General features: G+C 61.3%; 19 protein-coding genes. 15 read left to right on the forward strand and 4 right to left on the reverse strand.

The features are described 5' to 3' along the window. The first annotated feature begins 102 nt into the window (after window positions 1-102). Window positions 103-384 carry a hypothetical protein gene (locus tag YUU_RS0147665; protein ID WP_027528432.1) on the forward strand — a complete coding sequence of 94 codons (282 nt, stop codon included), beginning with the start codon at window positions 103-105 and terminating at the stop codon, window positions 382-384. 17 nt (window positions 385-401) lie between these two features. Here the strand turns inward: YUU_RS0147665 and YUU_RS0147670 are convergent, their stop codons facing one another. The 3 genes from YUU_RS0147670 to YUU_RS0147690 all read right to left on the reverse strand — a co-directional run bounded on the left by YUU_RS0147670 (window position 402) and on the right by YUU_RS0147690 (window position 3,932). Further along, window positions 402-1,616, reverse strand: a complete 1,215-nt coding sequence (locus YUU_RS0147670) for a mandelate racemase/muconate lactonizing enzyme family protein (RefSeq protein ID WP_027528433.1) — start codon at window positions 1,614-1,616, stop codon at window positions 402-404. Window positions 1,617-2,231: 615 nt separating this feature from the next. Next, complete coding sequence (locus YUU_RS0147685; protein ID WP_027528434.1) at window positions 2,232-3,518, reverse strand: NRAMP family divalent metal transporter; 1,287 nt, start codon at window positions 3,516-3,518, stop codon at window positions 2,232-2,234. Window positions 3,519-3,746: 228 nt separating this feature from the next. Then, window positions 3,747-3,932, reverse strand: a complete 186-nt coding sequence (locus YUU_RS0147690) for a hypothetical protein (RefSeq protein ID WP_027528435.1) — start codon at window positions 3,930-3,932, stop codon at window positions 3,747-3,749. Window positions 3,933-4,188: 256 nt separating this feature from the next. Here YUU_RS0147690 and YUU_RS0147695 point away from each other — a divergent pair, with 256 nt between their 5' ends. The 9 genes from YUU_RS0147695 (at window position 4,189) to YUU_RS0147730 (ending at window position 12,422) form a co-directional block, all read left to right on the forward strand. Continuing rightward, window positions 4,189-4,662, forward strand: coding sequence for a cupin domain-containing protein (locus YUU_RS0147695; protein ID WP_027528436.1), 474 nt, complete (start codon window positions 4,189-4,191; stop codon window positions 4,660-4,662). Window positions 4,663-6,037: 1,375 nt separating this feature from the next. Next, the gene (locus YUU_RS54675) at window positions 6,038-7,084 is read left to right on the forward strand and encodes a tetratricopeptide repeat protein (RefSeq protein WP_051390310.1); all 1,047 of its coding nucleotides are present in this window, start codon (window positions 6,038-6,040) and stop codon (window positions 7,082-7,084) included. A 438-nt stretch (window positions 7,085-7,522) separates the two neighbouring features. Next, window positions 7,523-7,822: a hypothetical protein gene (locus YUU_RS0147705; RefSeq protein ID WP_027528437.1), complete on the forward strand. Its 300-nt coding sequence runs from the start codon at window positions 7,523-7,525 to the stop codon at window positions 7,820-7,822. Window positions 7,823-7,878: 56 nt separating this feature from the next. Beyond that, window positions 7,879-8,322: a GNAT family N-acetyltransferase gene (locus YUU_RS0147710; RefSeq protein ID WP_027528438.1), complete on the forward strand. Its 444-nt coding sequence runs from the start codon at window positions 7,879-7,881 to the stop codon at window positions 8,320-8,322. A 260-nt stretch (window positions 8,323-8,582) separates the two neighbouring features. Continuing rightward, window positions 8,583-9,845, forward strand: coding sequence for a CaiB/BaiF CoA-transferase family protein (locus YUU_RS0147715; protein ID WP_027528439.1), 1,263 nt, complete (start codon window positions 8,583-8,585; stop codon window positions 9,843-9,845). A 55-nt stretch (window positions 9,846-9,900) separates the two neighbouring features. Continuing rightward, window positions 9,901-10,371 carry a glutathione S-transferase N-terminal domain-containing protein gene (locus YUU_RS58125; RefSeq protein WP_051390311.1) on the forward strand — a complete coding sequence of 157 codons (471 nt, stop codon included), beginning with the start codon at window positions 9,901-9,903 and terminating at the stop codon, window positions 10,369-10,371. Then, entirely contained in the window at window positions 10,317-10,556 is a 240-nt protein-coding gene (locus tag YUU_RS63195) for a hypothetical protein (protein WP_371260619.1), read from the forward strand. The genes YUU_RS58125 and YUU_RS63195 overlap by 55 nt, the downstream gene beginning before the upstream one ends. A gap of 63 nt (window positions 10,557-10,619) precedes the next feature. Next, window positions 10,620-11,849: an acyl-CoA dehydrogenase family protein gene (locus YUU_RS0147725; RefSeq protein ID WP_027528440.1), complete on the forward strand. Its 1,230-nt coding sequence runs from the start codon at window positions 10,620-10,622 to the stop codon at window positions 11,847-11,849. 9 nt (window positions 11,850-11,858) lie between these two features. After that, window positions 11,859-12,422, forward strand: coding sequence for a flavin reductase family protein (locus YUU_RS0147730; protein WP_027528441.1), 564 nt, complete (start codon window positions 11,859-11,861; stop codon window positions 12,420-12,422). Window positions 12,423-12,456: 34 nt separating this feature from the next. Here YUU_RS0147730 and YUU_RS0147735 read toward each other — a convergent pair whose 3' ends face one another. After that, entirely contained in the window at window positions 12,457-13,365 is a 909-nt protein-coding gene (locus tag YUU_RS0147735) for an NAD(P)-dependent oxidoreductase (protein WP_027528442.1), read from the reverse strand. A 178-nt stretch (window positions 13,366-13,543) separates the two neighbouring features. Here YUU_RS0147735 and YUU_RS0147740 point away from each other — a divergent pair, with 178 nt between their 5' ends. From YUU_RS0147740 to YUU_RS0147760, 5 genes are all read left to right on the forward strand, one after another. Further along, window positions 13,544-14,527, forward strand: coding sequence for an ABC transporter substrate-binding protein (locus YUU_RS0147740; RefSeq protein ID WP_027528443.1), 984 nt, complete (start codon window positions 13,544-13,546; stop codon window positions 14,525-14,527). 75 nt (window positions 14,528-14,602) lie between these two features. Next, window positions 14,603-16,297 carry a dihydroxy-acid dehydratase gene (gene ilvD / locus YUU_RS0147745; protein ID WP_027528444.1) on the forward strand — a complete coding sequence of 565 codons (1,695 nt, stop codon included), beginning with the start codon at window positions 14,603-14,605 and terminating at the stop codon, window positions 16,295-16,297. Window positions 16,298-16,420: 123 nt separating this feature from the next. Then, window positions 16,421-17,266 carry an ABC transporter ATP-binding protein gene (locus tag YUU_RS0147750; protein WP_027528445.1) on the forward strand — a complete coding sequence of 282 codons (846 nt, stop codon included), beginning with the start codon at window positions 16,421-16,423 and terminating at the stop codon, window positions 17,264-17,266. Beyond that, complete coding sequence (locus YUU_RS0147755; RefSeq protein ID WP_027528446.1) at window positions 17,263-18,048, forward strand: ABC transporter permease; 786 nt, start codon at window positions 17,263-17,265, stop codon at window positions 18,046-18,048. Before YUU_RS0147750 ends, YUU_RS0147755 begins: the two co-directional genes overlap by 4 nt. After that, complete coding sequence (locus YUU_RS0147760; protein WP_027528447.1) at window positions 18,045-18,812, forward strand: ABC transporter permease; 768 nt, start codon at window positions 18,045-18,047, stop codon at window positions 18,810-18,812. Before YUU_RS0147755 ends, YUU_RS0147760 begins: the two co-directional genes overlap by 4 nt. Window positions 18,813-18,843: the final 31 nt, after the last annotated feature.

Raw genomic sequence — 18,843 nt, forward strand, 5'->3', positions numbered from 1 at the left:
CCGTTGAATTCCTCGGACTCTCGCGGAACCCACCTGTTCCAGCCGGAACCCGACGCGAGCTCACCGAGTTAACGACTCAGAGGAAACAGCCCAGAGTGTTCGATGGCAACAAGCTTCACGAACTCCCTTGCCGTTGCGCTTCGCCATCCCGGCGTAATCGCGCTCATCGTCGCAGGCCTCACCATTGCCGCGATGCTGCTCGTTGATCACGGCCCGTGGAGCCGGGCCAAGACGCAGCCCGCGCATGTTGCGATGTATCACACCACGGGTGAAGCCGCGCGCGCCGCAGGCGCCATGGTGCTGCCGACCGATCCGAGATCACGAATAGAGCCGGCGCGGCCGGGACCGAAGACATCCCCGGCCGTCAACCCCATAACGCCGTAGTTTTCAGCTCTTGGCTTTCACCTTTTGCGGCCATAGCTGAGCAGCCCGCCGTGGGTCTTCGGCGGATGCGCGGCAAGCGCCTCCTCGCTCGGCTCGGTGCCCCAGCCCGGGCGATCCGGAATCACGAGATGGCCGTTCGCGATCTCGGGCTCGTGCGTGAACAACTCGCGGTCCCAGGCCAGGCGATCGATGTCGATTTCCATGATGCGCAGGTTCGGCACCGCGGCGCAGAAATGCGCGTTCATCATCGAGCAGAGATGGCCGTAGAAATTATGCGGGGCGACGTTGACCTCAAAGGCTTCGGCGGCCGACGCGATCTTCATCGACTGCCAGACGCCATTCCACGGCGTGTCGATGATCGCGACGTCCATTGCCTGCTCGCGGAAATAGGGCAGGAATTCGCGTAAGCTGAGCAGCGTCTCGCAGGACGAGATCGGGTGCGGGCTTTGCCTGCGGATGTAGCCGAGCGCTTCCGGATTGAAGCTGTCGATCTCGACCCAGAACATGTCGATGTCGGCGATCGCGCGCAGGATCTTCAGATAGCCTTCGGTCTTGGCGTTGAAGTTGCAGTCGAGCAGGATCTCGACATCGGGGCCTGCGCCGTCGCGGATTGCCTCCAGATGCATGTGCAGGTCGCGCAGGATTTTGCGGTCGACATTGATCTCGGGCGCAAACGGCGAGCCGAAGCCGGGCCGCCAGCCCGTCGGCTTGCCGTCGTCATAGGAGAAGATGTTGGTCTTGAGCGCCGAAAATTTCTTCTCGCGCACCTCGCGCCCCATGGCCTTGACGTCGTCGAGGCTTTCGATTCCTGGCTTGTACCAGGAGGGATGATTGATCCGCCACGTCGCGCAATGCGACCAGTACACGCGCACGCGGTCGCGGATCTTGCCGCCGAGGAGCTCATAGCACGGCACGCCGAGGCACTTGGCCTTGGCATCGAGCAGCGCGTTCTCGATCGCGCCCAGCGCCTGCGCCAGCACGCCGCCGGCGGCAGGCCGCGTCGCTGCGAACAGCTCGGCATGGATGCGCTCGTGCTGGAAGACGTTCTGCCCGACCACGCGGCTCGACAGCCGCTGGATCGCAGCGCCGACGCCGGGCGAGCCAAAGCCCTCGTCGAACTCGCTCCAGCCGACGATGCCGTCTTCCGTCGTCAGCTTGACGAAATGGTAGTTTCGCCAGCCGGCGTCGCAGGCGAGGATTTCGAGACTGGTGGCCTTGGATGATGTCGTCATGTCGCTCCCCGGCGGCTGCTTAATGAGCCTTGTTGATCTCTTGCTTGTTAAGCCAAGGCACGAGCCCCGTGAAGCGACGGAGGCGCGCGGCGCTTATGCAGCGGCGTTGTTTTGCAGCGCAGAGGGTTGCCCGAAAGCCTGGGGATAGCCACGATCTTTCCGGGGACCGCCGCGAAATTGCGCCGGCTTCTGTCCCTTTTGGCCACAATCGGACCGCCACCATCAGCCCCATGCAAGCCTTGGCCGTTATCTCTATTCTGGCGCTGCTCACCTTGGGCGGGGCAACCGTTTCCGACCAGATTCTCACGGCCGATCAGCAAATCGTGCAGAGGGTTCAGTAAAGCGTTTTCCAGCGAAGTGGCGACCGGTTCGCGTAAAGAAAACGCGTCAAAACTAGAACCTAGAGCTCCGTTCCGATTCAATCGGAACGGAGCTCTAGGGCGCACGATTGGCGAAGGCGCATTGTCTTTGGGGGATGACAGATGCTTTCGGTAGACCAGTTTCTGAGACTGATCAGCGTGCCGGCCGTGTTCGTGGCCTTCATCATTGCATCGCAGGTTTCGGCGGCCCTGACGTCGAACTGAGCCTTCTTGCCGCGGGCGCTTTGGCGTCGCACTAGCCGACCACGGACGAGCCGAGCAGGGCCACGACCGCGAGCGCCATCAGCGCGGTGCCGAGCCAGCCGAGCGCGATCAGCCATGTCCGCGCCCTGAACTTGCCCATGACGCCGGCGTTCGAGACGATCAGCATCATCATCGCCATGATGGGGACGGCGACGATGCCGTTGAGCACCGCGCTCCACACCAGCATGTGGATGGAATCGATGCCGGTGAAGCCGAGCGAGAAGCCGATGACGGTCGCGGCCGCGATGATCGTGTAGAAGCCGACGGCTTCATCCGGCTTTGCCTCCAGCGTGGCGCGCCATCCGAAGATCTCCGCAACGCCATAGGCCGCCGAGCCCGCCAGCACCGGGATCGCCAGGAGGCCCGTGCCGATGATGCCGAGCGCGAACAGCAGGAAGGTGAAATCGCCGGCGAGCGGCCGCAGCGCTTCGGCGGCTTCCGTTGCTGAATTGATCCTGGTGACGCCGTTGGCGTGCAGGACTGAGGCCGTGGTCAGGATGATGAAGAAGGCGATGCCGTTCGAGAGCAGCATGCCGAGCGTGGTGTCGGCCCTGATGCGCGTCAGCTCGGGATCCCCGGTGCGCGGCGCCTTCGCCAGGGGCTGGCGATTCCTGTGGTTCATCTCCTCGACCTCCTGGGAGGCCTGCCAGAAGAAGAGATAAGGGCTGATGGTGGTGCCGAGCACGGCGACCACCATCAGGAAATAATCGGCACTGACATTGGCCTGCGGCCAGACTGCTGCGAGCAGCGCCGTGCTCCAGGGGATGTTCACGGTGAAGGCGGTCGCGACATAGGCGAACAGCGAGAGCGTCAAAAATTTCAGCACCGGCGTGTAGCGACGATAGGGCACGAAGACTTGGAGCAGGGTCGAGGATGCCGCGAAGATCAGCGCGTGCTCGTGGTTCAGCCCGCCGATGACGAGCGAGAGCGCCTCTGCCATCGCGGCGATGTCGGCCGCGATGTTGAACGTGTTCGCGGCAACGAGCATCGCGACCAGCGCCAGCACCAGCCAGCGCGGCACGAGCTTCATGACGTTGGCCGCCAGCCCCTTGCCGGTGACCCGGCCGATCCGCGCGCTGACGAGCTGGATCGCGATCATGAACGGCAGGGTGAGAAACACCGTCCAGAGCAGGCCATAGCCGAACTGCGCGCCGGCCTGCGAATAGGTGGCGATGCCCGACGGATCGTCGTCGGCGGCCCCAGTGATTAGGCCGGGCCCCAGCCGCTTCAGCACCATCCGGAGGGATTTTGGCGCTGCGGGAAGGATGGGGGCGGTCATGAAGGGCGGTGTCTCGCGTCGGCTGGCTTTTCCGAATTCTCCCGGCTAACTCGGGTTAGGGACGAAAAGTTCCCGCCGTCTGCTCGGTGGTTAGATTCGGATTGTCCGCATTCGCGGTTGACACGTCGGGCAAATCACCTGTAAACAGGCATCATCGCAGAAATCGTCGAGCCCGCGCCGTCACCGGTCGCGGGCTTTGTTGTTGGAGTAAGGGCGGATTGACCTGGACTAGCGGACGCTGACGAACATGCCCCACGCGGCCGCGAGGCCCGCGCCGGCAATGACATATATGGGGTTGTCGCAGAAGGCGCTTCCGTAAATACACACGGTGGCACCAAACGAGCCGATCTCGTTATGGCTCGCGGAATAGAACAGGCCTGACAGGCCAAGCAGTGCACCGGCGACGTAGTACATCGATCTCCTCCTCGATGGACTTCAAGCGTAGGGCCGCCGCGCAACGCTTGATCCCTCATCGGAGATGATGGTGGCGTGAAGAAGTTTCATTCCGCCAAATTCGATCTGGTGCATTTTAGATAAAGTTTGAAAGGTCGGGCAAACCACCTCTAAAGTGGCATCATCGAAAGAGTTCGCATCAACCCGCGCCCCCGCACTTGCGGGTCTGAGACCGGTGCCCTCCGGCTCCAACCGCCGACCCAGGAAGGATCGAGAGATGACGTACGCAATCTCCACAAGGCTGGCACCTTCATTGATTAGCCTTGCGACTGCGGCGTTTCTCGCGCTTGGTGGATCGACGCCGGCTTTTGCCCAGGATGCGGTTGTCGCAACGCTTCCTCAGGACATTCATTTCGAGGGACCCGCCGGAGCGGTGGGAATCGCTACCCTATATGGCGATCCGAAAAAGGCGGGAGTATTTTCGGAGCGGGTGAGAATCCCATCTGGCTTCAAGATCATGCCGCATTGGCATGGTGAGACGCGAACGGCCATCGTTCTGTCCGGCACCTTGTATTACGCGAACGGTGATCAGTGGGATGAAAGTAAATTCAAGGCCTACCCACCCGGCTCGTTCTTGATTGAACCGGCGAAAATCTCCCACTACGCGATGGCAAAGGACGGCGAGGTGGTTCTTCAGGCGACGAGTATCGGTCCGAGCAGCACCGTCAAGATTGAACAAGCGAAGAAGTAGGTCAGCGGTGGCACACGCCTCAGCCTGAATGTTCGCTCCTGGCCCATCGTCGCAAATCTGACACGTCCCGCTGACGTCCACTTTCGGGGGCGGAGCCGACTAGATTGCCCCATACAGAGTTTTTCGCCTTTTGAACCCGAAGCGGACATTCCGCATGGCTCGATGGTTTCGAGCCATGCTGTCTTGTGTCTCTATGCGGTGGGTGGGCGGCGTGGACTAGCGGCGGCCCGATTGCTCGGCGAATCGCTTTTCGCCGGGCAACTTGCCCCCGGCCAGCAGGCTGCTGCAAATCCACCGAGATTCTCTGGGTTGCGCTCCAAGGAAAGCCTTGGTCTCTACGCACTGCGCGTAAGTGTTGTAGCTGAGCGTGTCCGTGCACGTTGGCGAGAACATGCTACCATCCATTCCTCCCTGGCCAGCAAGGCTACATCCAACCCAGGGGGCGTTGCCGACCCTGAAACTTGTTTCGCAACCACCGTTGCAGCTGCGGGCCTCTCTCTCCAGCTTGGCAAGCCTCCCCAATGTTGAATTCGGCGCGAACACTGGCGTTTGAGCGGTTGAGGTGCCGGTTGTCCTGCGGGATGTCTCCGTGTTTGACGACCCCCGTTGCAGATGATGGGGCCTGGCCGCCTGCTCCGGCGCATTGACCGTGACACCGGGTAGCGTGCTGGTGGCCGAGCCTTGCGACGATGCCGGGCCACACAGGAAGACAGTTGCGAACATAGCGAGGATCGAGGGAGCGACAGCACTTGAAGACAATTTCATGATGATGCCTTTCCAGGACGGACAGGCCGTCCATTGGTCAAAATAAACCACGCGCAATTCGTAGCTTGTATTTTGCAACCTAGCTAGCGGTCGGCTCGCCAAAAAGTTGTGCACGCCGGCGTCGCGGGCAACGGCTCGCTCGAGCAAGCGCCCGGTGCAGCGCAACAATCGCGTTGGAAGGCTGCGGGCACCAGTGCTGTCTTCCGCTCATGGCCTTAAGGGACAAGCAGACATATTTCCAAGGAATGTCGGTCTGGAAACGTAGATCGGATTTTCTGAAAAAATAGGAAAAACCGAAAACAACTTGACGCGTCGGGCAAATCACCAGTAAAGTGGCATCATCGAAAGAGTTCGCATCAGCCCGCGCGGAGAAATTCGCCGCGGGTTTTTGCTTTGATACGAGCCTCCCAGGCGCGGTCGTTCTGTTGCAGGTGATTGGGAGCCGAACGTCCGCTTCCATTTGTGCCCCCTTCCGGCATCCGGAGTTGAACCGCGTCATTAGGTGAAGCGACTACAGATAGCCGGCCAATGCAAGACGCTGGAATTCTCCGACAGGCTCGAACGAACCGAGCCGGTACGCCCAGTTTTCGTTCTGTCCAAGATCACTCATATGAAGTTAATTCTGCGGGGCGCGCTGGCGGCTCTGGCTTTCGCATCGATAGTCTGGTTGGTGGCGGCGCCCTCGGCGGACGACGACGTCAATACGTGTGGAAAGGCATCTGGCGACGAGGCAATAGCCGCGTGCACACGTGGGATCGACTCCGGTCGATATAGCGGCCATCAGCTTGCTGCGCTCTTCAACAATCGTTGCTCCAAGTGGAACGGAAAGCGGGAAAGCGACAAGGCCTTTGCGGATTGCAGCCAGGCGATCCTGCTTGATCCGGACTACGCATTGGCGTTCTTCAACCGCGGCAACGCCTGCTTTGCCAAAGGCCAATACGACCGCGCCATCGAGGAATACAACCAATCGATCCGGCTCAATCCGAACTACGCGCATGCGTTCAGCAACCGCGGCAACACCTATGCCAACAAGGGCCAATACGACCGCGCCATCGAGGATTACAACGAGGCGATTCGGCTCAAACCGAACGACGCAGCTGCGTTCTACAACCGCGGCACCGCCTATGACGTCGAAGGCCAACACGACCGAGCCATCGAGGATTACGACCAGGCGATCCGGCTTGATCCGAACTACGCAGATGCGTTCTACAACCGCGGCATCGCCCATAAGGCGAAGGGTCAATACGACCGCGCCATCGAGGATTACGACCAGGCGATCCGGCTCGATCCGAACTACGTAAATGCGTTCAATAACCGCGGCACCTCCTATAGCGCCAAAGGCCAATTCGACCGCGCCATCGAGGATTTCAACCAGGCAATCCGGCTTAATCCAAACCACGCTGAGGCGCTCAACAACCGCGGCATCGCCTATAATGCCAAAGGTCAATACGACCGCGCCATCGAGGATTTCGACCAGGTGATCCGGCTTATGCCGAACCAGGCAATAGCGTTTTATAACCGCGGCTTTGCATGGGAACAAAAGAACGACCTGCAACGCGCATTGGCGGACTACCAGAAATTCTCCGAATTGGCCCCGTCCGATCCTGATGGTCCAAAGGCAGTTGAGCGCTGCACGAGGGTGTTGAGCGGTCGGTGACAGCCGTGCTTTCGATATTCCAATTGACCAAAAGTCAGTCTGCGACATCGAACGACCTGGCGTCGCAGTTTGAAGGCAAACTGCCACACCTCTGCAAATGTCGGTCTGGAAGGCAAGGCGGGCATTTGAGCCGGATAGGAAAATCAGAAATGGCTTGACACGTCGGGCAAATCGCCTCTAAAGTGGCATCATCCAAAGAGTTCGCATCAACCCGTGGCGGAGAAATCCGCCGCGGGTTTTTTTTATTCCAATACCGAGATCGGACGGCGGCGGCGCATCGCGGCCTCGCCCTCGTTGAAAACTTCTGGTCTGGGACAAAGTCCTGGGTCTTGGACGGACAGATGCGCTGGCAGGCTTTGCCTCGGTGACAGCAAATCTCGTGGTCTCATTTTATTTCGCCAAGCGTGGGTTCGAGAACGTCGCAAGGATCATCAAGCGGTGAGCATTCGGGACGACGAGATCAGGGCCATCGTTGTGGAAACGCTGGCCGAGCAGCAGAGGCTTCAGCACGAAAGTATCGACGCGATCGTCTCGAAGGCTGTCGCCTCGATCCTGGCATCGCTCGGCATTGAAGATGACGATCGCAAGGAATTGAGGGCGGACTTCCAGCACCTTCGCCGGTGGAGAAAGAGCGTGGAACAGGCTCAGAGCTACACCTTCAAGGCGGTCATTACTGTGATCGCGACCGGCCTGATCGGCGCGCTCTGGCTGGGCGTCAAGGTCGTGCTGAGTAAGTGAGCAAGGGCAGTGACATCGCGGCCGAAGATCCGTCTTGCTTTTCAGAGGGCGAACCCGTGTACCGTATTCGGGCTGTCGACAGCGACGACGACGAGGTCGCCGAGATCCTCCGCGATCTTCATCAATGGACCTTCTTCGGCACCGCAGCCGTTCCACAGTTCGGATCGGGATCCTGGTGGCTTGCCCATAGCGGAGCCAAGGCCGTCGCTTTTGCGGGCGTCGTGCCGTCCACGCATGCCCCCAACAGCGGATATCTTTGCCGTGTGGGAGTCTTGCAGGAGCATCAAGGGCGCGGGCTGCAACGCAGACTGATGCGGGCGGTCGAGGTGCAGGCCCGGCGGATCGGTTGGGAGAGCATCGTGTCGGACACGACCGACAACAGGATATCCGCGAACAACTTCATCAGGACTGGCTACCGGCTCTATGAGCCGGAGGTGCCCTGGGGATGGAGGAACACGCTCTACTGGCGAAAAAGGCTGAACCGGAGTTTAGGTGGGTGAGCTTCCGTGAAGCGGAATGCACCACGCAAAAGCAAAGCACGGCCTCGCCTTTAAGGGACGACGAACCACCGTCCGTTGCATGGAAGCGGCCCGGCAGCATCACGCTGCCGGGCCGCTTTTGCGTTTCGATCGGCTCGTTGTGCCGGCGATCTGCGATACTACTGCTGATCGGACGCGGGCGGGGGACTTGCGCTGCGCCGTGCCGCGGGCTTTAAAGTCGGTATTCGGCGGCCACAAGCCGATGTAGGGAGCAAGCCAGCATGATTGATCAGCCGCAACTGCCGGAGCGTCCACCGCGCGCCGGGAACGGGCCTACGGCACTTGACGGACTGCTGGTCATCGATTTCACGCGTGTGGTCGCAGGACCGGCCTGCACGCAAATGCTCGGCGATTTCGGCGCAGATATCATCAAGATCGAGAATCCCGACGGCGGCGACGATACGCGGGCCTATGAGCACGCCGAGATCGGAGGCGAGAGCGCCGCCTTTCTCAGCCTCAATCGCAACAAGCGCGGCATCGCGCTGGATCTCGCAGTGCCGACCGCGTGCGAGGTGGCGCGCGAGCTGATCCGCAAGGCCGACGTGGTCGTCGAGAATTTCTCGGGCGGCGTCATGAAGAAGTTCGGCTTGGATTATGAATCGGTCGCGCCGATCAATCCGCGGCTGGTTTACTGCTCGATCTCTGCCTATGGCCGGACCGGGCCGTTTGCCTCTCGGCCCGGCTTTGATCCCATCACCCAGGCCGAGAGCGGCTTCATGTCGCTGAACGGCTTCCCCGATGGACCGCCAGTCCGGACTGGTCCGCCGATCGTCGACATGGCGACAGGGTTGGCGGCCGGGAATGCCATCCTTCTTGCGCTGCTGGCCCGGGAGAGGCTGGGCCGCGGGCAGCACGTTGAAGTCGCGTTGTTTGATATTGCGATGGCCATGACTGGCTTCTATGGCATGGCCTATCTGATCAACGGCCAGAATCCCGGGCGGTTCGGCAACTCGCCGAGCGGTTCTCCCACGGTCGGAGTCTATGAGGCGTCTGACGGACCGCTCTATATGGCGTGCGGCAATGACAGGCTTTACCGGCGTCTGGTCGTTGAGGTGCTTGATCGACCTGACCTCATCACCGATCCTCGCTTTGCGACGCGGAAAGCGCGGGCCGAGAACAAGGAGAAGCTGCGCGCCGCCATTGCCGAGGTGTTTGCCGGCGATCGCCTCGAGAACTGGATGACGAAGATGAAGCAGGCCAATATCCCGGTTGGCTATCTTCGCACCGTCGAGGAAGGCTTCAATGCGCCAGAGGCGCGAGAGCGGCAACGGCTGAACCGGATCCCGCACCCCACGGCAGGCTGGGTGCCCAACATCGAATCTCCGGTGTCCATGAATCTCACGCCCGCAATTGAGCCCGTCGCGGCGCCGCTGTTGGGTGAGCACACCAGGGACGTCCTGCGCGAGACGCTTGGTTATGACGAGCGACGGCTCGGCGAGCTTGCGGAGAACGGCGCCTTTGGAGCCGGCCGGCGATTGGGGTAACCAACCCGGAACGTCGTCTCGCGTCGGAAGCGTCGGCGAATGGAGGGGAGTGACGATGGACATCCAACTATACGGTTTCTGGCGATCGATTGCGTCGTTTCGCGTGCGGGTGGCGTTGAAGCTCAAGGGGCTTCCGTTCAAGGAAATTCCCATCGACATCATGTCCGGCGAGCAGTTCACGCCTGACTATGATGCCGTGAACGCGGAGCGCGTCGTGCCGACTTTGGTGCACGACGGATACCGGGTGTTTCAGTCGCTTGCGATCATCGAATATCTCGACGAAGTCAGTCCCGAGCCGGGGTTGTTGCCGACGGATCCGGCCGATCGCGCGTATGCCCGGTCGCTGGCTCTGGTGACGGTTGCGGACGTCCATCCGCTGGTGACGCCGCGCGTGCGTAATCATTTGGCAAAGGCATTCGGGCAGATGGTGACGCAATCACAGGATGGGCCGAGCATTGGGCGCGCGAGGGGCTGGCGACCTATGAGCGGCTCCTCGCCAGGCGATCGCCGGCTCCGTTCGTCCTAGGCGCCACGCCCGGGATAGCCGATATCTGCATCGCGGGGCAGGTTGTGGGGGCCCATTTCCTCAAATGGGATATGGCGCCTTATCCGACCGTGGCCCGGCTCGCGGATCGCTGTTTCGCGCAGCCGGCCTTTGCGACGTCTCATCCTTTCGAGCAGCCCGGGTACAAGGCTGAATCCGGCCGCTGACATTGCATCGTCTTGATCTGGCGGGCTTTCGGCCGCATAACAGTGGCGAAACGAGGGACACGAATGGTGGCCGGCAATCCCATTTCAGGTGCGGCCCAGCCGGAGGCGGAGACCGGTGAGCATGCCTATGCCGCGATGATCGCGCGCGCCAGGGCGCTCGTTCCTCAATTGCGACAGCGCGCAGCGCGGACGGAGGAGCTTCGGCGCCTTCCGCCCGAAACCGAGCAGGACCTTCATGACGCAGGCCTGTTCAGGATTCTTCAGCCCAAGCGCTTCGGAGGGGCGGAGCTCGATTACGGCGCGCTGATCGATTGTGCCGACCTGCTGGGGCAGGCGGACGCTTCAGTGGCCTGGAATTTTGCCAACCTGGCGAGCCACCATTGGATGCTTGGCATGTTCGAAGAGAAGGCCCAGACTTTGGTCTGGGGCCACGATGCCAATACTCTGATCGCCTCGTCGTTCATTTTCCCCGCCGGTCGTGCCCGGAAAACCGATGGCGGTTATCGACTGCACGGAAGCTGGCCGTTCTCGTCGGGTGTAGCGTCCTGCGAATGGAACATGCTTGCAAGCGTGGTCTACTCCGATGACGAGGCCGACGGCATCGAATATCGCATCTTCTTGCTTTCCAGAAAGGACTACAAGATCCTCGACACCTGGAACGCAGCGGGACTGCGCGGCACCGGTTCGAGCGACGTGGAAGTTAGGGATGCCTTTGTTCCCGACTACATGACGGTCGCCGTCGGCAATCTGGCGGGAGGTCCGACACCCGGAAGCGCGGTCAATCCCAATCCGCTCTATGCGCTTCCGGTATTTTCATTGTTTCCGTACGTTCTGTCCGGCGTTGCGCTCGGAAACGCGCAGGCATGCCTGGATGACTACGTCGAGGTCGTTCGCCACCGCATATCGACCTACAACCGCGCCAAGCTGAGTGATTTCCAAAGCACCCAGATCAAGATTGCCGATGCTTCGGCGAAGGTCGACGCCGCACGCTTGATCATGCGCTCTGCCTGTGCGCTTGCCATGGAAGATGCGCGGCGTGGCCACGTTCCGAGCATGGCAGCCAAGACCAGGTACAGGCGTGACGGTGCATTCTCGGTCAATTTGTGTACCGAGGCGGTGTCGATGCTGTTCGCCGCGAGCGGCGCGCGCGGATTGTTCACGAGCGGCGTCTTGCAGCGGCAATTCCGCGATGCCCACGCGATCAACTCGCACCTCGCGTTCAATTTCGACGCGGCTGGTACGAACTATGGCCGCGTGGCGCTCGGCCTGCCGTCCGAGAACCTGACGCTGTGAGGCCGGCCGATGACTGATTTGCCCAAGCAGCCGCCGGCCGCAGACCCAGCCAACGAACTGGCGAGCGACAGCTCGCCGATCGATCCGCGCGATTTTCGCAACGCCCTTGGCAGCTATGCCACGGGCGTGACCATCATTACCGCCGCGGGTCCGGACGGCAAACCCTACGGTTTGACGTGCAATTCATTCGCTTCGGTATCTCTCAATCCACCACTCGTGCTCTGGAGCCTCGTGGTCTATTCGTCGAGCCTGACCGTATTTCAGAATGCCAGCCATTTCGCAGTCAACGTGCTCGGCGCCTCGCAGCAGGCGCTTGCGAACAAGTTCGCAAAATCTTCGGACGACAAGTTCATTGGTGTTGGCTGGAGTCCCGGGCTCGGGAACGCTCCGCTGCTTGCCGAAAGCGTTGCCAATTTTCAGTGCCGGTCTGTCAATCGATATTACGGTGGCGACCACGTGATCTTTCTTGGAGCGGTCGAGGCCTACTCCTACAATCGAAACGAACCTCTGCTTTTTGCGCGGGGGGCCTACGGGCGTTTTTTGCCGGACGATGATCGCCAGAACTCCTCGTAAGACGGACCAGTTCGGCGCCCGCATCCGAACCAATTCAATCTTTCGGCGCGGAGAGCTTGTAGATCTCCAGTGCATCGGCATCCGCGCCGCGGCTCGCGCTTGCAAGTCTGAACAGTTGCCCGGCGAGCGAGGCCATCGGCACGGGCGTCGAGGTGGCGTGAGCGACATCGGCGATGGCGTCGAGATCCTTCAGCATGGTCGCGATGTAGCCGAGCGGCGGGGAGTGAATGCCCTGAACCATCCGCGGGACGAAGAGCTGAAGGGGAATGGAATCCGCAAAGCCTCCGGCGAGGGCTTCCGGAAGCCGTTCTGCGTCGATTCCGGCGTTCACGGCAAGTCGCGTTGCTTCGGCTAGGACGGCCATCGCGCAGCCCACGATCACCTGGTTGCAGAGCTTGGTGGTCTGGCCGGCGCCGATCGGGCCCATGTGTGTGAGCCTGCGTGCCATCGTGAGGACGTACGGCCGCACCCTTTCGACATCTCCGGGATCTCCGCCCGCCATGACCGCTAGCGTGCCTTCCTCTGCTCCTTTTGTGCCGCCCGAGACCGGTGCGTCAATCCAGCCCATACCGTTTGCCGCCTTAAGCCGCGCAGCGATGTCGCGCGCGGCATCCGGATGGATGGATGAGAAGTCGACGACGAGCTTGCCCGCGCCGGGGGCTGCCGAAAGTCCTTCGGGGCCGAAGATCACCTCCTCGACCGCCGCGGCATCCGTCAGGCACATGAAAACGATGCCGGCACAGGTCAAAACGTCCCGGGGGCTGGCTTCGCGTTTCGCGCCGACTTCGACGAGCGCGGCCGCCTTCGCGGCCGAGCGGTTCCAGATCGCCACCTCATAGCCGGCCGCGAGGAGCCGTCGGGTCATAGGCGCTCCCATCAATCCGAGGCCGAGATAGCCGAGCTTCTCGGCGGGATGCGGGTTCGCGCCTGCGGATTCAGCCATGGGTCGCTTCCTTCTGTCGCGGTGCAATGCTGGTTGAATGTCGCCCTAACATACACGGGAGCTGATGGGGAAATTGCGTCGGTGCGCATGGCTTGCCTGACTGTTTGAACCATGAAACATTTGGTTCCTGGTCGGATTGGGTGGCGCCGGTCGGCGCCGAAGCAGCGGAGCGGGCATGATGCGGACGGTTTCAAAGTGGATCCTGGCATTTGGGGCGGCTGCGGCTATCGCCGCGAGCACGGGCTCATCGCAGGCGCAACAGACGATCCGTGTCGGCTGGACCATTCCGGCCGAGGAATCCAAATATTGGATGATGCGGCGGCCGGCCGAATTTCCCGACCTCGGCAAGACCTACAACATCGAGTGGACGCAATTCCAGGGCACGGCGCCCATGACGCAGGCACTCGCCGCCGGCGCGCTCGACTGCGCCACGCAGGCGCCCTTGTCGCTGTCCAATGGCGTGGTTGGCGGCAATCTCAAAGCCTACATCGTGGCTCAGCACGTGTTCGAGAAGCCGGGCGGCTTTTCGGTCTATTGGGCGGTGATGGACGACTCACCGATCAAGACGATCGCCGATCTCAAGGGCAAGACGGTCGGCATTTCAGTGATCGGAGGCGGCACCCAGGGGCCGTTCAACATGCTGCTCAAGCAGAACGGTGTCGATCCCGCAAAGGACATCAAGCTCGTCGAGGTCGGCTTTGCGGTCTCGGAAGACGCACTACGGCAGGGCCGGGTCGACGCCGTCAACATGAACCAGCCATTCGCTGCGCGCGCGGAAGCAAAGGGCGGCACGCGCAAGCTGTTTTCGCTGTCGCAGGCCATGCCGAACATCGTGCATATCCTCGAAGCCTGCCGCGCCGATTTCGTCGACAAGAATCCGGAGCTGGTGAAAGCCTACGTGCGCGACATCACCTCGGGCATGAAGAAGGCGCTGGCGAACCGCGAAGAGACGCTGAAAGTGGTCTCGGAGGTGCTCAAGGCTCCGATCCCGGTCCTCGACACCTACTTGCTGAAGGACAATGATTTCGGGCGCGATCCAGGCGCCGCGCCGAACTTCCCGGCGATCCAGAAGATGCTGGATATCTACGCCGAGACCGGCATGCTGCCGAAACTGGATGTTGCGCAGTTCAAGCATCCGACCATCGTTGCGCCGTTGCAATAGGCAACTTGGCGAATAGCCGGAACAATTTGCGGCGTCCCAATATTGCGTGGGACGTCGAATGTAGATGATACAGGCATGAAGAAGCTGCGCTCCCGGGTAACGACTGACGGCCTCGACCGCGCGCCGCATCGCGCGTTCATGCGTGCGATGGGTCTGGATGACGCAGCCCTTGCCAAGCCGATGATCGGCGTCGTCAGCATGAAGGGCGAGCAGACGCCCTGCAACATGACGCACGATTTCCAGGTCGACGCGGCCAAGGCGGGCATCGAGGAGGCCGGCGGAACTCCGCGTGAGTTCACGACGATCTCGGTGTCCGACGGGATCAGCATGAATCACGAGGGGATGAAATTCTCCCTCTTTTCACGCGAGCTGATCGCTGACTCCATCGAAGCCGTCGTTCACGGCCTTGCCTACGATGCATTGATCGGCTTCGGCGGCTGCGACAAGACGCTTCCCGGTGTGATGATGGGGATGATCCGCTGTAACGTGCCGTCGATCTTCATCTACGGCGGCAGCGCATTGCCAGGCCGACTCGAAGGAAAAACGCTGACCGTCCTCGATTCCTACGAGGCGGTCGGCAGTTTCATGACCGGCGAGATTGAGCGTGCCACGCTCGAAAAGATCGAGCGGAGCTGCCTGCCGACCATCGGCGCGTGTGCCGGACAATTCACCGCAAACACCATGGCGATGGTTTCGGAGGCGATGGGCCTCACCATCCCCAATTGCTCGATGATCCCCGGCGTCTATCCGGAGCGCGCGCAGGTCTCGCGGCGTGCGGGCCGGCTCGTCATGGAAATGCTCGAGCGCGGCGGGCCACTGCCGCGCGATATCGTCACGCGGAAGGCGCTGGAAAATGGTGCTGCAATTGTCGCCGCCACCGGCGGCTCGACGAATGCGGCCTTGCATCTACCGGCAATAGCGAACGAGGCCGGAATTTCCTTCGCCATCGATGATGTCGGTGAGGTTTTTGCCCGCACCCCCCTGATTGGAAATCTGCGTCCCGGCGGCAAGTACACTGCAAAGGACGTTTACGATATCGGAGGAGCGGCCGTCGTCATCCGAGAACTGATCCAGAGTGGACACATTGACGGAAGCTGCCTGACCATCACCGGTCGAACGATTGCCGACGAGTATGGCAGCTCCAACGCGCCGGATGGTGAAGTGATTTATTCGGCCGGTACACCCATTATGAGCGACGGAGGCGTCGCGGTGTTGAAGGGCAGTCTCTGCCCTGATGGTGCCGTGATCAAGGTTGCGGGACTGAAGAACTTGTTCTTTGAAGGGCCGGCGCGTGTCTTCGAAGACGAAGAGGCCTGTGTCGACGCCGTGCGCAACCGGAGCTACAAGGCGGGTGAGGTCCTCGTGATCCGCAATGAGGGACCGGTTGGCGGTCCCGGCATGCGCGAGATGCTCGGCGTCACGGCGCTGATCTATGGCCAGGGTATGGGCGAGAAGGTCGCCCTCATCACCGACGGACGTTTTTCCGGCGCGACACGCGGCATGTGTATCGGGTACGTGTCCCCTGAAGCCTTTGTCGGAGGTCCGTTGGCGCTGGTGCGCGACGGCGATAGAATAAGGATCGACGCCGGCGGCCGTCGCATGGACCTGTTGGTCGATGAACAAGAACTCGCAACCCGCCAGCGCGACTGGAAGCCGCGGCCACCGCGCCACCGCGCCGGGGCCCTCGCGAAATATGCGCGTCTGGTCGGTCAGGCTCCGGGAGGAGCGATCACTCACGAGGGGCCGGCGGAGTGGCCGTGGTTCAAGTGAACGGGGGCGAGCGTCGGAACGGCATTCGTCTGGCAAGTTTCTTGCTAGGTCGAGGCCAATCGTTAAGGGAATTGAGCAGGTCGTTCGTATTCGGAGTCGCGCACGCATGAGGCGAGAGACGGCATGAAGGTGTTGCCTTCGAGATCGAGCGAGATTATGGCCCAAGTGCCGGCGCAACAGCCCGCGACCGCAATGATCGAGATCGATCGTGTTTCGCAGATCTTTCAAACGTCGGCGCGCAAGGATCACCTTGCGCTGTCCGATATCTCGCTGGCGATCGAAGAAGGCGCATTCGTCTCCATTCTCGGACCGTCCGGCTGTGGCAAGTCGACGCTTCTCTATATCGTCGGCGGTTTCGTCAGTCCGACCAGCGGCTCGGCGAAAATGAAGGGCAAGACGATTACGGCACCCGGGCCCGATCGCGGGCCGGTGTTTCAGGAGTTCGCGCTCTTTCCATGGAAGACCGTCCTCGGCAACGTGATGTACGGGCCGCGTCAGCAAGGCGTCCGCGCGACTGAGGCGGAGGCACAGAGTCGCGCGCTGATCGAGATGGTTGGCCTCAAGGGCTACGAGAATTTCTTTCCCAAGGAGCTGTCGGGTGGAATGAAGCAGCGCGTCGCGCTGGCCCGTACGCTCGCTTACCATCCCGAAGTGTTGCTGATGGACGAGCCCTTCGGAGCGCTCGATGCTCACACGCGTACGCGGCTTCAGAACGACCTCCTCAACATCTGGGAACGCGACCGGAAGACGGTTCTGTTCGTGACTCACTCCGTCGATGAAGCGGTGTTTCTTTCAGACAAGGTCGTGATGATGTCGCGATCTCCCGGCCGCATCCGGCAGGTGATCGATATCGATCTGCCGCGGCCGCGCCGGCGGACCGAGCTGTTACTCGACCCGCGCTATCAGAAATACGTCGTTGATATCGAACGCATGTTCGATGACAGCGATGAAGCTGGTGCGAACGCATGACTTGGTCCGCAGCCATTGGCCGGCGCGTTGCTCCCTTGCTCGCTTGCGTTGGGCTGCTCGCCGCGTGGCAGGTGGCGGCGCTTGCGCTGAAGAACGACGGCTTCCCAACCGCGTTCGAGGCCATGCGTGCGGTTCCGGCCATCCTTGGCGACAAGGAGGCCCTGATCAATATCCTGGCATCGCTGCGTCGCATGACCATCGGCTTCGCCGCAGCCGTCGCCGTTTCGATCCCACTTGGGCTGCTGATGGGGCGGAGCCGGGCCGTGGCGGCTTTCTTCAATCCGCTTCTGATGGTGATCTATCCTGTGCCAAAGGCGGCGTTGATGCCGATCATTATGCTTTGGCTGGGCGTCGGCGATATCGCCAAGACGCTTGTCATCTTCCTCGGCGTCAGCCTGCCGGTGATCTATCACAGCTTTGAAGGCGCCAAGGCGGTCGAAGAGAAGATGCTATGGTCCGGGGCCGCCATGGGCCTGTCATCTGTACAACGCCTGGTCCGCATTGTGCTGCCAGCGGCAATGCCGGAAATCCTGACCGGTTGTCGTACTGGACTTGTGCTGGCGCTGATCACCATGATCACCAGCGAGATGATCGCCCGTCAGTCCGGCGCGGGCAATATCCTGTTCAATGCGCTCGACATGGGCCAGTACGACACCGTCTTCGCAATGATCATTATCGTCGGCGCCATGGGAATAGGCCTTGATGCTGCCTTCGAGAAGGTCCGGGCACGCCTGGTGCGGTGGTCGGAGCCCCAGTTCGACATTCCCCTGAGCTTTTCATGAAGTCGCGCGCGCTCTCAATGGACGTCCTCCTCGGGCTTCTGCCGATCGCCTTGCTCATCGCATTGTGGCAGGGACTGGTATCGTTTGGGGTGGCGCCAGTTGCGTTGCTGCCTCCACCGGGATTCGTTTTTACGCGGTTGCTGCAACAGCTTGCCACCGCCGGTTTTCAGCAGGAGATCATCGCAACCCTGTTCCGACTATTTGCCGGTTTTCTGATTGCGGTCGCGCTGGGAGTCGGCATCGGTATGGTGGCGGCTGCGAGTCCTGCGATCAACCGCGTCGTGCGGCCGCTCGTGCGGGTTCTCGCGCCGCTGCCAAAAGTCGCGCTTTATCCGGCGCTGCTGCTGCTGCTCGGCTTCAGTCATGAATCGAAGATCGCGCTGGTCGCTGCAGACGCGCTGTTCCCGATCCTTTTGTCCACCTATTATGGCGCCTCCACCGTAGAGCAGAAGCTGATTTGGTCGGCGATGGCGGCTGGTACGCCGCGGCGGGAGATCTTGCTCAAGGTCGTGTTGCCGGCCGCGATGCCGTCGATCCTGACGGGTTGCCGCATCGGACTTGTTATTTCCTGCATCGTGGTGTTCCTGGCCGAGATGATCACGTCGACCGACGGCCTCGGCCATGTGCTCATCACTGCGGCCCGCACGTTCCAGGCCGTTGACATGTTCGTGCCGTTGATCACGATCTCCCTGCTGGGATTGATCCTGAACGCCCTGTTGCAAGCCGCGCGGTCGTACCTGCTGCGGGGTTTTCCCGAGGCGTGATCTGAGCGAACAAGAGAATAAGAAAGTCGGG

It is taken from the genome of Bradyrhizobium sp. Ec3.3 (genome assembly GCF_000472925.1).
Classification (GTDB): domain Bacteria; phylum Pseudomonadota; class Alphaproteobacteria; order Rhizobiales; family Xanthobacteraceae; genus Bradyrhizobium.